Consider the following 18,203-nt stretch of genomic DNA (forward strand, 5'->3'; position numbering starts at 1 on the left):
TCAGACGTTGAAGCGTGTCATGTGGGCCTGACCTCCTGGTTCTCCGTTCGGCTTGGCGCCTTGGGGGAACTGTGGGGGAATCGGGCCGGTGTGCCACTCCCCTACGAATGGGAAGGCGGCTAGGACTGCGACGGGATTGTCGTGATCTCTGGAAACAGGCACATGCCTGCTCGGCAGTAAGGCTATCGTCGACCCTCCCGATCTGACCTGCGATGCGGCGGCGGGGGCCGTCGAAGCTCACGGCAGTCACCTCGGGACGACGTCAGAGATCACGCCACACGCGCGGCTCCTGGTAGGCGTGCCAGCCGCGGAAGAACCAGTCGGCCAGGTCCCGTAGCCGCGCCAAGCAGTCCTGGTAGTACTGCACGGGCTCCGGCCGAGGGAAGTTCGGGTGGCTGGTCCACTCCGCCACAAAGTGCGACACCTCGTAGAACCCCTCAGCCATCCAGCGGGGCAGATCCTCACGGCCCTCGTACTGTTCGCAGGCCGTCCGCATCGTTTGCTCCAAACGACTGAAGGCCGCCCGGTCCCAGACGAGGCCCTCACCTCGCAGGCCCAGTAGGAAGCCGGCCTCTGCCGACTCGAACTCTCTTCTCAGCACGGTCAACGCGTCGTCCACGTCCGCATCCTGGCAGCCGAGTACGGCAATCGAGACACCGTCGATCAATTCCGGACACGCGACCAGCGGAGGAGCGACCCGGCCGACGACGACACGGGGCTCATGCGTGACACATCCGTGGCACGAACTCGTTCGCAGTAGCGAGTGCGGCGGCCGACCTGGTCGTTTCGTCGCTCGGGCTGATCTCACGTTAGTCAACTCGTCGTCGAGTCAGGTGCGATTTCCGCGACGTGAAGGCTTGCTGCACCGACGCCACCCTGCGGGGTCGGTGGAGACCGCCACGAGCGTGCTCTATCGGTATACGGTCACTTCGTGGAACCGCGGCCGCCTAGAGATCCGAGCGATGGCGTGGCTGACGCCGAGCAGCACCAGATCGTAGCCATGGAGATCGACCATGTCGCGGGTATCGGCAAGATCTACCGTTCCGATGGCATCCACGTAGCAGTTCCCATGCCTACTAAGCAGGTTAAATCGGCGATCACCTGGACTTGCCTGATACCAGACGTGCCGGCCGTGCTGGTGCGCACGATCCGAGGTGACCACTTCTCGGTCGAGCTTCCGACCGTCGGTGACATGGCCCCGTTGGGAGGAAGACCGGTCGTCTACCTGGATCAACAGGCATGGTCGAAGCTCGCACGCGCAGGGACGCAGCCCAAGTCTCTCCGCGCCGACGAACTCGCCGCGGCACAATGGCTGATCGGACTTGCCCGGGATCAGCAAGTGATTCTTCCCTACTCGACGGGTCATCTCGGCGAAACTTCACACTGGTCCAACCCGGACCGCCGGTATCAGTTAGCACTGACTATCGCTGAGCTGAGTCGCGGCTGGCAGATGATCGATCCTCTTGTGTTGCGTGCCAGAGAGCTTGACCTGGCGCTGGCACCATTGGCTCCGCCGAAGCACGCGACACCGTTGGATGTCTGGACTCTTGCGCCTGGTGCCACGATGAGCGGACGTGACATGCACGACGGCTTCGATGGTTCGGGGATGCCGGCGGACTTCGCGCTCATGGGGGAAGCGATCGTCGCTGTGCTCAGTGCGTTCTCTGTCATCCTTGATGACCAGCCGTTGAAACGTTCAGATCCTCACGACTGGGCTCAACGCTGGCAAGAGCTCGCAGACCATATTGCCGAGACCGAAAAGCCGAGGCACCTCACCGAACTTGCTCTCCATGGCGCGTTCGTCGTAGATCTCGGCGATGCTCTGCCTCATGCCGCGCGCTCGATGGGCATTAGCTCAGACGATTTTCGACGCTGGCTAACGAAGTTGTCACGCGACTCAATCGGTGCGCTGCCGGCTCTTGGACTCGCTCGCGAGGTCATGACCCTCAAGATGCTCAACCATGGGTCCAAGTGGCACCCCAACGACCTGGCAGACATCTTCTATCTGGTACACGCTGCCGGGTATGCCGACGCGGTGGTTGGTGAGCGCGGTTTCACTGCCCTGATAAGGCAAGCGCAATCACGCCTACACCGACCCAAGTCCGCCTTTCCGACTTTGACAGAATTGATGAAATCAGGGACCCTTCCGTAACGGCAACCGAATGTTGCGGTTGCAATGCCGCCGCAAGACACCGCAGAGGACACGCTGCGCGACGGGGCCCGAATTCATTGGGTGCATGAAGCATTACTCGTCCTCGTCGGGCGTGCTCAGACCTGCGGATCGGCAGTGTCGGTGGCTGGTCGTACGGTCTTCACATGACAACAACCGGCACGGCTCTCGGCGGGGATCCAGTAGGTGGGGACAGTCACTGGTCCGTCCTTCGATCCGGTCCTGATGCTGGCGAGCGCTCTTCGGGCGGTGCCCAAGCCAAGGCCGACAGCCCCTCCGCGTCAGCGACACATGCCGTGCCCCTCTTTTCTGGCGTCGACAGCCGGTGGCCTTCCGACCATTCGCCCGCCTTTTAGTGGATGTCCGGTACGCGCCGCAGACCTTTGATATCAACCGCGCTTGACGACCTGTAATCTTGAGCTAGCAACGTCCGACGCTGGAAGTGAATCGGGTGCATCACCTCGATACCGTGCGGCTTGCCTGCTTTCTTGACGCGGCCGATGGTCCTCCGCCACTCGTTGCGACTACGCGACGAGAGCCTGTCACCCCGCGCGATGACGAGGAACTCCAGCTCCTTCGGAGTGAGACGTGTAGGAGTACAACGCACTCGCACCTCGTCGACCTCCGTCCACCAATCAGTGTCCTCGGTTCCAGCTTCACCAATGGCGTCTTGGATGATCTTGCGAGCTTGCACGGTGACGAAGTCATGCAAGGCCGGCCGTTCGACCTTCGCCGCCAGGTGGGCAGCGAAGTCCAGGAACCCTTGTTCAGTTCGGAATCCCGGACGTGGGGCGAACTGTGAAAGAACGGCCTTGCTGACCGGCACACTTACCCGTAGGTCTGCGATCCAAACACCCTCCTTATCGTCTGGCGGATCAAGGAGGACGAGATCCACAGTCTCCCAGCGGCGAACCGCAACCAACTTGCTTGGATCCATCCCAGTCGCCTCCACCGCAGGGCTCACTTGCACGAACGGATGACGCGCGCCAGGGCCAGTCGCTAGTACGTCGCACGTCTGCGAGGTGACGATGACGGTGGTGTCGTCTGTTGCCAGTGTGAGGGTGAAAGCTTCTTCGGCGTCGACCTCAAGGTTCGTTACTGGATCGATCCCAGAAGGCGCCACCCAGCCCCAGGGGATCGGACCGAGCAGGTCCCCCTGCTTCCAGATGTCGAGCGGCTGCTTGAGTTCTCCCCATGAGTCGGGCACGTACTTAGCTAGGGCGGCCTGTTCGGGACCGGTCTGGTTGCTCACATGCCCTCCGACCCACGAACTTGAGCTCGCTTCGCCACCCTCGCCCGGGTCGGTGGCGTCCGCACGGTTGGATGTGATGGCGGGCTTAAGAACACTTCGGCGGCGTCCCCATCACCGACGTACCGCGCGCGCTCTCTACGCGCGAGCTCTTCGTCGAGACCCTGTGGAGTAGTCGCGAGCTGAACGAGTTCGTCATAGCGCCCCTGTCGCAGCATGTCGCGGCGGGGTGACTGCGCCATCCAGTGAGCCAGGCCTTCGCCGAGATGTTCTTGGAGGACCTCAATTCCTTGGGCGAGCGCCCAAACCTCACCCTGCGATTCTAGACGCGGACGTGTTCCTGGGTTCCTCTTCCAGTATTGGAAGGTGCGCTTGCGGATCTTGGCACCCGCCAACACGTCTTTCACAGGGACTCCAAGGAGTGCGCTGAGACGTTCGATGGTGCCCACCACCGATGATCGCCCATTCGCGAATTCCTCGTGCACGTTTTCCTGAATGGCCTGAGTGAAGACCCTGGTCTCAGGGCTCACTAGCGAGAAAGTGATCTCAAAGTCCAGGAGTACGCAGCCGATGGCTGGATCCGCGACCCGGGCGTAGCGAACACCTGTGTGACGATGAGATGGAACACCCGCCGGGAATTCAGCGACGACCGAGCCACCTGTCGCCGGGCGAGGAGGAACAGCAAGGACAGTCACGGCGTCACACCTCCCTCCGGTACGCCATGCATGCCAAGCTCGTTAGCAAATTCGGGGCGCATCGTTCGCCTAAAGACCTCAGCCGCGCTGCGGTTCAGCAGTTCTGCGGTGTCTAGCACGGGAATTGCATCGAACGGCTCTGTCCGCGACACATAGACATCGATATCGAGCAGATAGCTGTAAGTCCCACGCGGCGCCGGCTCGGGAAGAAGGCCATGACGGATCGTCGCGCCAAGGTCGCCGCCAAGTTGTAGTTCAATCTGGTGCTGAGTCCTCGAAACTTGGCTTGCAAAAGGTCCTGCCACGATCGGTCCCGCGAGACTGGGCTCGATCCTGCCTCCCCAGAATTGCGGATCGTGAGCCAAATGGTTCCTGAACCTGTTGACATAGCGCAATCCAACGCGCGTGACCGCGGGCGGAGACAGCGCCTGATCCAGGGCCGTTAGCGCCGCACTGATGAGCGGTTTCAGCGTCACGCTCCACCGCCCATAAACTTGCACCTGCACAGCAAGCTGCCCAGGAAACACAGAGATCACATGTCCGCGTTCTGGGTCGCTAATCTGCACGCCTTCTATTGAGGTCCCCTGTTGAGTTGCCCCATCGGGACCAAGCGTCAACATGACCTCATGAGATTGCGCCGGGTCGACAGTCGGAAACCCGACGCCGACAAGAGCCGCGATCGAGTCGCGGATCTTGAGTCCCTCCTCGACGGTCACCTGATCGGTGTGCGCGGGGAACCGCACCTCGAACACGGCGAGCTCGAGCGGTGAATCATCCAGGAGGAACCTGCGGCCTTCGTCTGCAGCAGGCATCGTCACCTTGTCACCTCTCTCGTGCTTGAACTTGCACTCTAGTTGCACCACCGAGGGTAGGGCGAGAGGCTGACACAAGTTTTCGCTGGCGGCCAACGTGCACTGGCGCTGTGCGGCCTTGCTTGGTTCATCGCTCACTCCGGCGTGATGGCCGTACGACCACTGCACGGGTGACATGTGGGCCTCCTGCCGGCCTTCAAGACCGTGTGAAGACGCCGGCATCGCGCTGAGGCTCTACCCACTTGGCTTGACGTGGCCCCGCGGAGGAAAGCGGTCGGAGGTTCGACCTCCGGTACGCACCGCACGCGCGAGTACTACTGCAGCGTCCATCGTCGATGTCCACTTCGGGTCACGCAGACCGTCCTCTGCCAGCAACTTTGTCAGGTGAGTGAGGACCTTGCGCACCGCTACGGGAGAAGCCTGCACTCGCCTGACGCACTCATCGAGCCCGTGCTCGGTCGTCGTGACGGTCTCCACCACCTCGAGAGCGATGGACCCTGCGACTGCGGCCCGGCGTTCTTCGTACGCAGCGCGCCGACACCGTTTCGAGCACCATCTCGCTGGCCTCCCCGTCGTCCTTACCGGGATCTGGTCTCCGCATCGGGGGCACACGCCCGAGGCGCCCACGCGATAGCCGGCGGACCGGTGCTCGGTGGGTGTGCGAGACCTGCAGTCACCCAGCTCGGCAGAACTCTTGTCGACGCCCATTTGCCCACCCCAATCGTTTCGTACGGACGGAACCACTCATTGCTTGTGCATTAGGTGTGTGGCCTTTGTCGAAACGGTCCGCGGGACCCTCTGTCCATCCGCTCGACTGCCCTAACCACGCGGCCTCGTCACTCGCCCGTGTGCGTCGTCGCGTGCTCGTGCCTCGTCGTCGCGTGCTTGCCGGCCGTGTGCTCGTGCTGCCAAGTACCGGACGAGGCTGTGGGATCCCTCCGGGGTGGCGCGCGACCTTCCCGGGGTATGCGAACCGGCCTCCCCTGGCACGGGGATGACGGCCTCCGGGCCTGGTGCTACGCGGCGAGCACTGTCGGGAACCGGCGGTAGCAGGCTGCGGGCCTGAGCCTGCTCCTGGTCCTGCGGCGTGACCGGCTCCTGCTTGCTCTGGTCCTGGACGCGAACTTCGCCCTGTGCAACCTGCGCTACAGCCGTCGAACCTGATACTTCTTACTACGATGGAGCGCATGCCACCAGGCGACGATGCCTTCCGTCCCCACGCTGAGCAGCGCACCCCAGCCGTGATCGACGCCCAGCTTGAAAAGCCAGCATCGACGTTCTGGCCACGGGTCCGCGACCTACGCCCGAACCGGCACTTCACGCTCAAGTGGCACCCGCTGACGCGGGCGCGCCCCAACCACCTCGTCGAGGCATGTACAGCCAGCGAGCCGCGTGTCGAGGCGGACGTACTCAAGTTGTGCGAGCACGACGAGCTCGTGCCACGAGACCAGGTGTGGCTCGACTTCGCGTTGCTGCATGACCAACCGCCCGGAGACGTCGACAATTCGCCCGCGCCCGAGATATTCCCCCGCGATCGTCGAGGACCTGACGACAGCACCGAGGGAAGTCGCGGCAATGGCCACGGCGCTCGAAGGCAGTTTGACGAGTCCCAGCGAATGACAGCGCGGGGTTGCCGCAAGCACCGGCCTCTCTGTGGAGGATCAGGTGCATAACGGGGGGCCGCAGGGCCCCCGCACGATCGGCCCGGAGCACAGGTGGGTGGCGATCCCCGAAAGATGGAAGGACGGGCAGATACGGCAGATACCGCGCACGCGCGACGGGTTGCTCGATCGCGAGTCCGTGACGCGGGACTCGTACCAAGGGCCTCAAGTCCTTCCAGCCGACTCGCTGATCGGGACTGAACGGTCCTTCGTTCTACTTGCTCCGGGCGGTTCCGGGAAGACGACACTCATGGAAGGCCTCCGTCATCGAGAGCCGGGAAGCGAATCGGTAGACCTGAGGTGGCAACCGGAGAAGGCTCTGAACCGGCTCCGTGAGATGGTTCAGAGCGGTGTCCGAATCGTCTACCTTGACGCTCTTGACGAGGCCCTCCCTGTACATCCATTCCTCGACCGCCAACTGCTCGACGTCTTCAGGGAACTTAGAGCCGTCGGAGTGTCATGGCGGCTGGCCTGCAGGCCAGCCTCGTGGACTGCTGACCTTGCCCGCCTCGTCCCTGCGCAGTTGACGTCCTTCGATCAGTTCGAGCTGCTGCCGCTGGATCGTGATGCGGTGGAGGTCCTGGCTGGCGGCGACTACCAGCACTTCTCGGAAGCTGTCAGACAAGCACACATAGGCCGGCAGCTCGCACAGCCGCAGACCGCCCGACTACTGTTCGACCGGTGGCGAGCCACAGGAGAACTGCCAACGAACCGCTCCGAGTCCATGCGGCACACAATCCGAGGGTTGCTAGAAGAGCGGGGTGATCTTCGCGCCCTGAGACAGCCCTACGAGCGGCTGTGGGGGATCGCTGAGCGGCTCGCAACGATCGTCCTCGCCGGCAGCGTCGGACGTTTCATCCTCGGCAACTCGGAGCGTTCATACGTAGCGTCCCCCGGAACGCCCGACACGTCTGGAAGCGATACGACGTCCCTCCTAGTTCCAGAGATTCCAGTGGGCCACGATCTCGACATCCCCGGCGCACCCGTGACGCTCGACGACGTCAAGGAGGTGCTGGGCACCGCCCTCTTCGTCGCCGCTGGTGACGGAGGCATCGCGTTCACGCATCAGTCCTACGCGGAGTTCTTAACGGCCAGCTACCTGGCACGAAAGAACGTCTCAGGCCCCCGACTGCTCTCGCTCCTTGGAGCAGATACCAACGGGTTGGTCCCCGGCCCGATGATCGAAGTGCTCGGCTGGATGACCACCTTCAGCACGACGCTGCCACCAGGGCTCGTCGCCGACAACGCCGAGTCCCTGCTCGGAACTGCCGGACTCGAGCTAGCCGCCAACCAGGTTCGTGCTGAAATCGTCCAGTCGCTGCTTTGCGGCGCCTCAACGGGATCAGTCGCCGGCAGTTGGACTGCAAACACTGCGGTCCTTGCCCACCCTGGTCTGGCGGGCCAACTGCAACAGGCAGCCGCGCGTCCTGTCCACTTCTGGGAGATTTTCTGGATCGCGCGGATCGCACGCCACTGTGCGGTATACGAGGTGGCCGATGATCTCCTCGCCGCAGCACGCGACACAAAGTGGCCCGACTTCATTCGTGCCGACGCGGTCCGTTCCTTCTCTGACATTGCTCCGGTCGACCGGATGGTCGAGCTCGAAGCGTTCTTGACATTGGACGAGACAGACGACCCGAATGATGAGCTCCTAGCCGCTTCCCTCCGCGCGATGCTTCGACTTCCAATCAGTGTCGACCAGATTGAGGCTGTGCTGCGGCCTCGTCGCCGGACGTCCTTCTACGGCGACTACGCGATGCTTCTCGACGAGTTGCCCACTCATTTCAACGCCCAGGAAGCACTGCAGTTGCTCCGATCGCAGATCGACGCGGCCGAGCAGCGTCCGGACGATGACTACAGAGACCTCGCAGAGAAACTGATCGCCAGGGTCTGGGAGGTAGGCGACGAGCAAATTCTCAGCGACCTTGGAGCGGTACTTGGGAGCGAACGGGCCGATCTCTGGCTTGACCGATCCAGCCTGCGCGCATTGCCGTGGGAAGCAGGAGACGACGACCACAAACGTCTAGTAGTCGCGGAAAGCGCTCTCTTCGGCCACCGGGACGCCTGGCTGGCCGTGCTCCACACTCGCCTCCTCGGCCCAGCGGACCTCTCGTGGTTGCTCAGTCGGATGGAGCAAACTCCCCTCGGAAATGCGGAGCCAGCACGAGCGATCCTGGACCAGTTCGCGAGCCAGGTCGACGATGCACGGATGGCAAACCAGATCCTTGAGATTAGGGCGGGCCATCCAGTTTTCGACGCCCTCGCCCGCTTCCGCGGGTCCTGCTCGATCGACGCTCGACCTAAGGACCGGTGGGCCGAGCGCAAGCAAGTCATCGCGACCAGAAAGGCTCAACAACTTTCGGAACTCCGGAGCGCGATGAGCGCAGCAGCGGAGGACCCGACAACCTTCTGGATGGCGGCGAAGGCCTTGGCGGCCGACGACCGCGGGCACCGCGCGATCACGGAATGGGACCTGACGAAGCGACCGCTTTGGTCGACACTCACGCCCGACGAACAAGTGGAGTTCCAGCGTCTTGCACTGCGGTTCGTCACTCTCCACAAACCCGAGCCGGATCGCTGGTCGAGTTCCACGAGGTACGCACCCAACACGGTACTGCCCGACTGGACTGGTGCGTTCGTGTTCGCGACGGCAGCACTGCACACCCCCGAAGACCTCGCCTTGCTACCCCCGCGGATTTGGGAGCCGTGGGTCGCCGTACTCGTAAAGAAGCCTTGGTTCGGCAACTCTGGCTCATGGGGGCAACTTCTCATCAAGGCCGCTCCAGACCAGGCTCGCACGCTGATCGGCGAGACGATACAGAGCTGGGTACGGTCCTCGAGCGACTCCTTCTACACCAGCCACCCGCTCGTCGACCTGTCCGATGTCAGCCTTCATGTCGTCCTTGCTGAGATCGCCAGCGATCCGGAGGAATCCAGTGCTAGGCGCGATACGGCGCTCAGCCTCCTTGAGTCGCATGCCCCCGAGCGGGCTCTCGCGACAGCCTCTGACATTAATCGGACACCTGATGCGCCGCTCAGGGCTCAAATGATTCTTGCGCGACTTTCACCAGAGGCGATCCTCCCTACACGACTGAGTGTTGAGACTCTCCCAGAGGCGAGAATCTTGCGACACCTCGATGCCAAACAGCTCGACGACACGCGCCTCAGCGACCTCGCTGGCGCCCTTCTCGATGCGATGCCGTTCGCAGACGACCCACCTCGTGATGACGAGCACTTCGAGATCACGGACCACTCCGAAGCACGGCGCGTCCGCTTTGCGGTGCTCCAGGGTTTGGCTGAACGTGGTCTGGCCGGCGCGCTTGCGTCTCTGCGAGTCGGTCGGGACTCTGCCGACGTCGAACAGATCGACCACTTCCTGCGTGAAGCCCGTGGCCAGGAGGCCCGCCAACGGTGGCGGCCGACTCCAGCACCGACGATCTTCCAGCTCCTCGAAGAAAATGACGCCCGGCTCGTGCGCAACTCAGCGGATCTTTCGCGCGTGCTGCTGGAGCAACTCGAGAAGATACAACATGACTTACGTCAGAAATCCGACTACAGAATCCTGTGGAACGAGCCCTACAACACGGCACCCTCTCCGAAGGGTGAAGATGACATCTCGGACTGGCTCAAGCGTGACCTTGCACTTCGGCTTAGCCCTCACGTGGTGGTAGACCGAGAAGTGCAGGTCCGACGTGATGGACCAAAAGGCGTCGGAACCCGGATCGATGTCACCGTCACGTCGGGCCATGCATTGCTGGCTCGAGTCCTCTTCGAAGCGAAGTTAGTGAAGAACCGAGAGCTGCCCACTGCAATCGACCATCAACTCGTCGGCCAGTACCTTGCTCCGGAAGGCCTCACCAACGGCATCTACATCGTGTACTGGGTGACGCCGAGCGCCCGACCGCAGTCGTGGGGGCAAGAGGTACCCCGACCCCGAGGCGCTCCGCGCGATGCTCCAAGAGCAGGCGGATAAGTACCGGCCCCAGTACGAGATCGAAGTCATCGTGCTCGACATCGGCCCACCGCCTGAGGCATGAGTCCAAGCCTCAGCCTTACGGCGCAAGGTCGGCAGCCCGTTTTTGGGCAGGGCAGGGGATTCGAACCCCTGGGTGACTGTCACACCACCACGCGATTTTCAATCGCGCGCATTAGGCCTCTCTGCCAACCCCCCGTGCCGAGCGATAGCCGCAGGTGTGGTCTGGTCTCGGCGTCCCGGCCTTCCGCACTTGTGCGGTTGGACCTTCAGGGTCGCACTCTGCGCTGCTCACCGCCAATGGAGCTCGAAGCCGCTGCGTGACCGCGCCCGCCTTGAACACAGCATTCGAGGTCGTCCGCGTCAAGACCCGACCCACCGTCGACGCCCTCGCCCGCAGGGTGGAAGTGCCTACGCGACATCACCGACCAGATCCAGACCTGAGCCTCGTCGTCGTAGAAGCCCTCGCCAAGGCGTCCAAGAGCCCACCCGCCACCGAGCTCGCCGGGCTCTGGTAGCTAGGACCTAATGCAACCTGGATCCGTGGCTGGGTACGTGGCCTGCCTCTACTAGACCGGTTGACGGTGATACCCCGGCAGCCGCGCCGGCCCAAGGACGTCACGAACGACGTCCGAACTTACGGTCAGAGGTCCGCCACCCTCCATCCGTATCTAACGACACTGGCTCAGGCGCTACCCCCAGGTCTCAAAACCGCGCGAATATCCTCCGACACCTCATATGACACAGCTATACCTTGCTCGTAATGCGCCCGGAAAGGTACCGCTGCACCATCATAAAGCGACCCTTCGAGAATCAGCTCCTCTCGAATCCTGTTCAATGGGCGAGCCAGACCGATCAATCTTCGATCGGGCGCAAAGCCTGCGACATCGTAAACCTCCTCTCTCGATATGGAGCCGCCATGTTGAGCCGCGTACCGAAAGACCTTCTCAACCGCAGGATTGCGCCCATTTAGACGTCGTATCAGTTCGCGAACAGTCGGCTCAGACCAGAAATTTCTGGGCTCGATACCGTCGATACTATCCCCCAGCTCGAGAGCGTCATAAAGGATATACTCGCCCGCACCAAGCGCCTCCCGCAGTTCGCTGCCCTGGTGCGCATCCTCTGGGACAGTTCCGTGGTCTGAGACGAGCGCCCGCTCATACTCGAAGCGAACCGGACGCCCGTCAATGTATACAACAATCGTTGACATTAAGGCGTTCTTGAGAGACGCTTCGCCGTCGCGAACTTCCCCGTCATTTATCGCCAACAACGGCTCCTCGAGAAATCCGGGCAATAGGAATCTCAACCGGAATCTCTCACGACGGCCCGGATTGGTAATAACCCACTCGCCACCGGCGCGCCCCATTCCTCCCTCGTAGAGGATGTTCACCTTGATCGGCTGCGAACGTCGCCGAACGTATGTCTGAAAAGCTCCAGAATCGACTGGATAGAGCGCCAGCACAAAAGGGGCGTCAATAAAGCCGAGCAGGAGATCCTCATTTGCGTCAGAACGCAGAATGGCATTCGCCAGCTCCTCCGCCCACGAACGGAGCTCTCTCCACTCGGCGTCCGGTAGGCCCGTTACAGAAAGATCGCCGTCTTGAGCAAGTTCGCCAAGCGCACGGCGCAAGGCGAGACGAGACAGCTTGCGCACATCGGGCTCTAGCCCAGGCGTGCCCAGGAGGCGCGCTGCCCCCCGTTTCAGTTTTTTAGCCAATCCGCCCCACGACGGCCCGGAGAGGTCGATCAAAGATATCTGATGCGCGTACGCGAATTCCTGTGCCTCACGCGAGAACCCGCCCGTCGAGAACAGCGAGTATCGATACTGCACTTGCTTGGATCGCACGATAAGCGAACCGTCGCCCCAACCGACCTGAGAATTCTCGTTCACGTCATGGAGGACGCCGTGCGCATTTCTGACCACCGTAAGCCCGATCGGGTTCTTAGTGTTCTTGGCCTCGACGAATAGGCGAATCGGCAAAGTGAAAGGGAGTGTGAACTTCAGTTCGCCAAGCGCATCGGCCTGGTGCAACGCCCCACGACCTTGGACGCAGAGCCCGTGACCCTTCCACTTGAGCACCTTGCCATCATCAGCCGCCTGAAGGAGGCGGTAACCGCTGCTGGCAAGGAAATGCGCGACAACCTCTTCGAGTAGGTATCCAGATAGTTGCTCGGTCCCCCGCGGGACCTTTTCGGAAATGGACAACATCACCCTCCTAAACTCTTGGGACCCCACACTGTGTCGGAAAAAATTTCGACGATCGCACGAGTTACCTGTAAGCGATTCGATACGGTCTACCCGAACAGAGGCGACATCGTAGGCCCTCGGTGACGCTCACTGTCGACCTCCGTGCAGGCCCTTATTTGAGGAGAGCGATCACTACACACGGTTGCCGCTCCGCTCGCTGTGGCTGCCGCCCGTAGGAGTTGGTGCCGACTTGCCCGGGCGGTGGCAGGAGCCTATGAGATGAGCCAGCTGATCATCCTGGTCACGGCGCCATATCGGAGAGACGAGCCCTTGCCATCGGCGCGGCTCCATGTCTCTTCACCACTGCGTGAGGTTTCCACGCGGCGGGGGTTCGACACTTCCTACCTCGATCTGCAAGAGGCGTGACCCGATGCCGAGCGGTTCTGCGGGACCCGCCGTCTGTCCGCTCGCCTGCCCTAGCTACCTGGCCACGCAACCGCGTCCGTCGCGCCGTTGTGTCCGTCGCGCGCTTACGTCGTCGCGTGCGTGCCCGGCGATCGTGTGCCTGTGCTGCCAGGTACCCACGTCGACTGCGTGCAACTAGTCACGCAGGCAGGACTCACTGATCCCAAACTCTTTCGCGATCTGCCGGATCGGAGCCTCGCCACGCGGGGCGACGGCCACGACGTCCTCGCGCAACTCTTGGGGTGGGGTCTGCGCACGGTGAACATCCTTCCAGTGATGCCTGTCGGCACCACAAGTCAGGTGCCACCTATCCGCGCAGCAGTCCCCAGATCACTTCGTGGACTGTTTTGGCGCCGAGACCCGGAAAGCAGCTGGCGTCTACGTCATCCAGTTCGAAGGCCTCGCAGACGTGAAGTGGAGCGCAAGCCAGCATTTCAACGCTGATCTGTCATTTGGCTTAGCGTCACATGTCCGACCGTCAGGCCGAGCCAGCGCCCCCTCGGTCCTGGTCTCGAACCCGCTTAGCACCGATTCCGTCCAGGTACCGGCCAGGATGGTCGTGGTTAGGCTGGTCTTCAAGATCATGGATCAGGAACGCGACGGCCGTCTCGAAGTCAGAGACCTCGAGGCCAGCGTCCGGTATCGGGATAGTGCCATGGCCGCCGTCAATCTGGCAGAGTTCGACACGATCGATGAGCGCGTTATTCCAAAAGAAGTCGACCCAGAACGCGTGCACAGTCTTGTCCACGAACTCCTGAGCCCAGCCGAAATACAGATCCCTGCGCTCCTCCCGATGGACTTCCATGCCCCACGACATCGTGAGGCTCGGCTCCTCTCGACAGACTGCATGGCTGTGGTGCTCGCCGATGACGTTGCTGAAGTTTCCTTCCGAGCCCCACCCGAATTCCCAGCGATAGTGAAACGAAGGGCCGGCCACACGGATGCGATACCACGCTTCGGAGGCGCGATCCGCAATGAGCTTATGCTGGACATCGAAGAGATTCATGTGGCTCCCTGCTCGACTTGATCGGGAGCCTCACAGTAGTAGCGACGTCAGGGATCACGCTGCATGCTCGTCGCGACTCTGGCGAAAATCACCCGAACACTCGAGCATCGCCAGGAGTTGGCCGCGGGCTTCGAATCTGCCGTGGGCGGTGCTCGTCGCCCGGTGGTCCTCGAATGCTCTGCCCAAACCGCCGGTGAGCCACGCCACGGCACCTGGGCTGCATTCGGTGTAGCAGGGTAGGACCTGGGTGTTGGTGTTCTTCAGCACGCCACGCTTGACCACACCGACGGACAAAAGCGCCCGAAATGCGCTCCAGCGAGAGCTGTCCCAGGCCAACCAGTCGCGGTCTCGCGCGACTCAATATCACCCACGAACAGGCAGACGTCACCCGCCGGGCCGGACGCGTGCCCATCGGATCGAGGCCGAGATCTGTAAGACTCCGGTCATGCTTCTCGGCGGGGTACAGATTCCGGCGGACCTTCTGACGGCGTATGAGGAGGGTCGTCTGGTCATCTTCACCGGCGCTGGTATCTCCATAGGCCAGCCCTCGGGCCTGCCAAGCTTCGAGGGCCTTGCTCTGCAAGTCGCTCAGACCGTGCAGTCGCCGCTGGATCCTGCGTCGGACGGGTGGAAGGACCAGCTCGACGCGTTCATGGACGTGGTGGACGAGGGCGAAGGGGTCGATGTCCACCGGCTGGTCCAGCGCATCGTGACTGTCCCGACGTCATCTCCTAACGCGAACCACGTCGCTCTGGCACTTATCGCGACGCAAGGAACCACCCGCGTCGTAACGACGAACTATGACCTTCACCTTGAGGCGACTCTACGAAGCCACCACGGTGAGGGGTTAGAAGTCTTCCGGGCGCCAGCGTTGCCTCTAGGAGATGACTTCGAGGGCCTCGTGTATCTACATGGGTCTGCGGAGGCCGAGCCGCGACAGCTTGTGGTGACAGACCGCGACTTCAGTAGGGCGTATTTCCACGGCGCGTGGGCGACGCGGTTTCTGGAGCGAATGTTTCGCGAGTATGTCGTGCTCTTCGTTGGATACAGCCACTCCGATGTGGTTATGAAGTACTTGGGGCTAGGACTGGGCTCGAAGTCGAAGCGGTACGTGCTGACGGACAAGCCGGATGATCCGATGTGGAAGCGACTTCAAGTGACGGTGCTCGACTATCCCTCCGGCGAGCACGACGTGTTGACCAAGTGCCTGACCGAGTGGGCAGACCTTGGCGGCATGGGGTTGCTGGACCATCGGCAGCGCATCCGTGACCTTGTATCGAGCGCGTCAGAGCCGACGCCAGACGAGCAGTCGTACCTGCAAGACTCGCTTCACCGCCCAGATCGGGTGGGTTTCTTCTGCGACTATGCGAAGGATGCGTTCTGGCTGGAGTGGGCAGCGCAGGAGGAGCCGTTCCGTCGCTTGTTCGACCGGTCGAATGCTGGTGATGACGTCACCAGTCGACTGGCGCTGTGGTTCACGCATGACTTCGCGCTGATCAACAACGAAGAGATCAGCGCGAAGGCCTGGACGGTGTTCGCAGAGGCTGGTGGCGTGCTGGGGGCAGCCGCGTGGAACACCCTTGCGAACGGGCTACATGCGTTCAGCGGCACTCGGCCGGAGCACGTGTTGCGGTGGGTCTGGGTGCTGATGGAGCAGGAGCATGCCGAGCACTGGACAGACAACCTGGACTCCGCACTCGAGTGGGAAGGGGTCTGGGCCGACCGCGACCTGGTTCTTGCCCTCCTAGGCCACTTGATGGAGCCACGATTGGCAGCCCACCAGGGTTGGGGTCATGCACGAATGGGGATCGCGACGCGGGGCCACCTGCACTGGCTAGACACCGCGTGGGCGCAGAAGTTCGTCCCTGAGCTCGACGTCCTGGCCCCTGTCGTACTCCCGGTTGTCGAGGGCGCATTGTTGCGGCACCTGAACCTGGAGGCGCAGGTCGAACGTTCGGCGTTTGGGTTGACCCATAGGCGGTCGGCGATCCAGGCGCATGTACAGGACCGCCATCGTGACCCGATTGATGCTGTCATCGATGCGGTCCGTGATTGCGCGGTGCAGTTGTGGAATTCGCAACCCAATTCAGCTCGGCAGCTCGTCGACCGCTGGCTCGAGAGTAGGCATGCGTTGATGCGCAGGCTCGCAGTTCATGTTGCTGCCAACTCGCCCGGGTTGGACGAGAACGCGAAGGTGCGGCTCGTGTTGGACCGATCCCTGACGCTGGACCAGGATCTCGCACAAGAGGTGTTCCACCTCTTGGAGACCGCCGCGCCCGGCGCAGACACAAAGCTTGTCGACGAGCTTGTGCAGGCGTATGCCCCGGCGAGCGACGACCAGTCCGACCTGTACAAAAGTTTCACAGCGTTGGAGTGGTTCGAGCGGTGCGGGGTCCGCAATGACATGCTTACGGGCGCGCTGACGACTCTCCGCGACAAGCTGGGAGCTGTCGAGGGGTCGCCGTACCCAGGGATCACCAGTTGGTCGGAGTCCGGCACTGTCAGGGACAACCCGCCGATGAGCGGCGAGGAGTTCGACAACAGAGTGCGGGAATCGCCAGCGGACGCGGTCGCGTTCGTCCTCGGATTCGAGGAGCGGACGTACCCCCTCTCAGGCGGCCCGAGCCGCGAGGATGCGGTCACGATGCTGCGGAATACGGTGCAGCAGCGGCCTGCCGCTGGGCTTGAACTGTGGCCGCACATCGACAATTACCTGCAACTACAGACGGCCGTAGTGAGTGCATGGGGGCACGCAAAAGAGCCCGACGATCTCAGCGCCATCATGGACATCCTGGCTGATGCCGACCTCAAATCGCTGGACCACGCTGTCGGCCAGTTCTTGATGTTCGCGCACCGGACCGAAGGTGCTCAATGGGAGCAAGCGCCGGCGACAGCCGTGTTCGTGGAGCGAATGTGGGATGCATGCGCAACCGCCGAGTTGTATCAATCGGACAGCGGACGAGACTGGTTGTCGAGGACGATCAACACTCCGGCCGGGCAACTCATGGATTTCTGGTTCGAGATGTTCCGGCGCCGTTGGGCAGCCGCTGGTGACAACTGGCATGGCTTGCCCCCGGAGGACAGGGAATTCTTAGACAAGGCCCTGACCGACCGGACACAGCGCGGCGCCTACGCGCTGACACAGATGGCTGGCCGGCTGCACTTTCTGGACGCGGCCGACGCCGACTGGTGCCGAAGCCAGCTCCTCCCGCTCGGTGACTGGAGTGATCCGCTCGTCGCTGAACCGTACTGGTGGGGTGTCCTGAGCTTCGCACGATGGAACAGCGGCCTGGTTGCCAACGGACTACTCGAAGGCCTGATCGAGACCGCGCGCCGCCTGGGGCCATTCGGTGAGGACCAAGCGCGGCATTGGGCCGGACTTCTGGCGTCTATCGCAGTCCGCTGCGAGACACCACCGCCCGCCGCGTGGGTCCGACGGCTCACTGCCAAGGCAAAAGTGGGCGACCGGGTTCGGTGGATTGAAGCCATCCGAGAGGAACTTGAAAACCTGGATGAGCCGGGACGAAGCGCGGTCTGGAACGATTGGCTAGCTGAGTACTGGCATCGCCGCGTCCAGAGTGACCCGGTCGCTCTGTTGCCCGTTGAGTCGAACGCACTCGCAGCGATCGCGCCTTTCGCACCGACGGCAGATTTTGCAACCGCAGTGGAACTCGTCCTGTCGACACCCTCAGGGTTCAGTTCGCATGCCGGCGCCTCACGCTTTGTGTCCAACGAGCTCATCGACTCCCAGCCGGAGGCGGTCGGGCGCTACTTCATCCACCTCATGCAGAACACAGCCGGGCAGTTCTGGGGATCGTACGCATTGGAGCCAAAACTGCAGCGGCTCGTCGCCCTGCCCGGTGGCTGGAAGGCTCTGCGAGAAGCCGCACTCCAACTGCGCATCGACCTGCCATAGGCGATCGAGTCAAGGAACCTGTCGGTCACCCATCGGCGAGACAGGTGGACGATCTGGCCGGCGCAGTT

9 protein-coding genes, 1 tRNA gene and 1 pseudogene are annotated in these 18,203 nt (G+C 62.4%); 3 read left to right on the forward strand and 8 right to left on the reverse strand.

The features are described 5' to 3' along the window. Positions 1 to 262: 262 nt before the first annotated feature. Positions 263 to 619, reverse strand: coding sequence for a hypothetical protein (locus ACFSL2_RS09585; RefSeq protein ID WP_377197636.1), 357 nt, complete (start codon positions 617 to 619; stop codon positions 263 to 265). Between the two features lie 348 nt (positions 620 to 967). On the opposite strand from ACFSL2_RS09585, the gene ACFSL2_RS09590 reads away from it, so the two are divergent. Next, positions 968 to 2,152 carry a hypothetical protein gene (locus ACFSL2_RS09590; protein ID WP_377197637.1) on the forward strand — a complete coding sequence of 395 codons (1,185 nt, stop codon included), beginning with the start codon at positions 968 to 970 and terminating at the stop codon, positions 2,150 to 2,152. Positions 2,153 to 2,522: 370 nt separating this feature from the next. Here ACFSL2_RS09590 and ACFSL2_RS09595 read toward each other — a convergent pair whose 3' ends face one another. The 3 genes from ACFSL2_RS09595 to ACFSL2_RS09605 are packed head-to-tail and all read right to left on the reverse strand — an operon-like array spanning position 2,523 to position 5,103. Beyond that, positions 2,523 to 3,422, reverse strand: a complete 900-nt coding sequence (locus ACFSL2_RS09595) for a hypothetical protein (RefSeq protein WP_377197638.1) — start codon at positions 3,420 to 3,422, stop codon at positions 2,523 to 2,525. After that, positions 3,419 to 4,114 (reverse strand): hypothetical protein, encoded by a 696-nt coding sequence (locus tag ACFSL2_RS09600; RefSeq protein ID WP_377197639.1) that lies wholly within the window; start codon positions 4,112 to 4,114, stop codon positions 3,419 to 3,421. Before ACFSL2_RS09600 ends, ACFSL2_RS09595 begins: the two co-directional genes overlap by 4 nt. Continuing rightward, entirely contained in the window at positions 4,111 to 5,103 is a 993-nt protein-coding gene (locus ACFSL2_RS09605; protein ID WP_377197640.1) for a TIGR04255 family protein, read from the reverse strand. The genes ACFSL2_RS09600 and ACFSL2_RS09605 overlap by 4 nt, the downstream gene beginning before the upstream one ends. A gap of 1,734 nt (positions 5,104 to 6,837) precedes the next feature. Between ACFSL2_RS09605 and ACFSL2_RS09610 the strand changes: the two genes are divergently transcribed. After that, positions 6,838 to 10,560 (forward strand): hypothetical protein, encoded by a 3,723-nt coding sequence (locus ACFSL2_RS09610; RefSeq protein WP_377197641.1) that lies wholly within the window; start codon positions 6,838 to 6,840, stop codon positions 10,558 to 10,560. 109 nt (positions 10,561 to 10,669) lie between these two features. Here the strand turns inward: ACFSL2_RS09610 and ACFSL2_RS09615 are convergent. The 4 genes and pseudogenes from ACFSL2_RS09615 to ACFSL2_RS09625 all read right to left on the reverse strand — a co-directional run bounded on the left by ACFSL2_RS09615 (position 10,670) and on the right by ACFSL2_RS09625 (position 14,219). After that, positions 10,670 to 10,758 (reverse strand) — tRNA-Phe (locus ACFSL2_RS09615). A gap of 487 nt (positions 10,759 to 11,245) precedes the next feature. Continuing rightward, the gene (locus tag ACFSL2_RS09620; protein WP_377197642.1) at positions 11,246 to 12,769 is read right to left on the reverse strand and encodes a hypothetical protein; all 1,524 of its coding nucleotides are present in this window, start codon (positions 12,767 to 12,769) and stop codon (positions 11,246 to 11,248) included. A gap of 588 nt (positions 12,770 to 13,357) precedes the next feature. Next, positions 13,358 to 13,513: pseudogene (locus ACFSL2_RS26825) on the reverse strand (transposase); the annotation flags it as partial. Positions 13,514 to 13,691: 178 nt separating this feature from the next. Continuing rightward, the gene (locus ACFSL2_RS09625) at positions 13,692 to 14,219 is read right to left on the reverse strand and encodes a hypothetical protein (RefSeq protein WP_377197643.1); all 528 of its coding nucleotides are present in this window, start codon (positions 14,217 to 14,219) and stop codon (positions 13,692 to 13,694) included. A gap of 445 nt (positions 14,220 to 14,664) precedes the next feature. On the opposite strand from ACFSL2_RS09625, the gene ACFSL2_RS09630 reads away from it, so the two are divergent. Next, complete coding sequence (locus tag ACFSL2_RS09630; protein WP_377197644.1) at positions 14,665 to 18,135, forward strand: SIR2 family protein; 3,471 nt, start codon at positions 14,665 to 14,667, stop codon at positions 18,133 to 18,135. The last annotated feature ends 68 nt before the right edge of the window (positions 18,136 to 18,203 follow it).

The organism is Promicromonospora aerolata (assembly GCF_042682255.1).
GTDB lineage: Bacteria > Actinomycetota > Actinomycetes > Actinomycetales > Cellulomonadaceae > Promicromonospora > Promicromonospora aerolata.

Excerpts from the sequence above, each read along its gene's own strand:
- ACFSL2_RS09630 (WP_377197644.1), top strand. The coding sequence starts at position 14,665 with ATGCTTCTCGGCGGGGTACAGATTCCGGCGGACCTTCTGACGGCGTAT.
- ACFSL2_RS09605 (WP_377197640.1), bottom strand. The coding sequence starts at position 5,103 with ATGTCACCCGTGCAGTGGTCGTACGGCCATCACGCCGGAGTGAGCGAT.
- ACFSL2_RS09610 (WP_377197641.1), top strand. The coding sequence starts at position 6,838 with ATGGAAGGCCTCCGTCATCGAGAGCCGGGAAGCGAATCGGTAGACCTG.
- ACFSL2_RS09625 (WP_377197643.1), bottom strand. The coding sequence starts at position 14,219 with ATGAATCTCTTCGATGTCCAGCATAAGCTCATTGCGGATCGCGCCTCC.
- ACFSL2_RS09620 (WP_377197642.1), bottom strand. The coding sequence starts at position 12,769 with ATGTTGTCCATTTCCGAAAAGGTCCCGCGGGGGACCGAGCAACTATCT.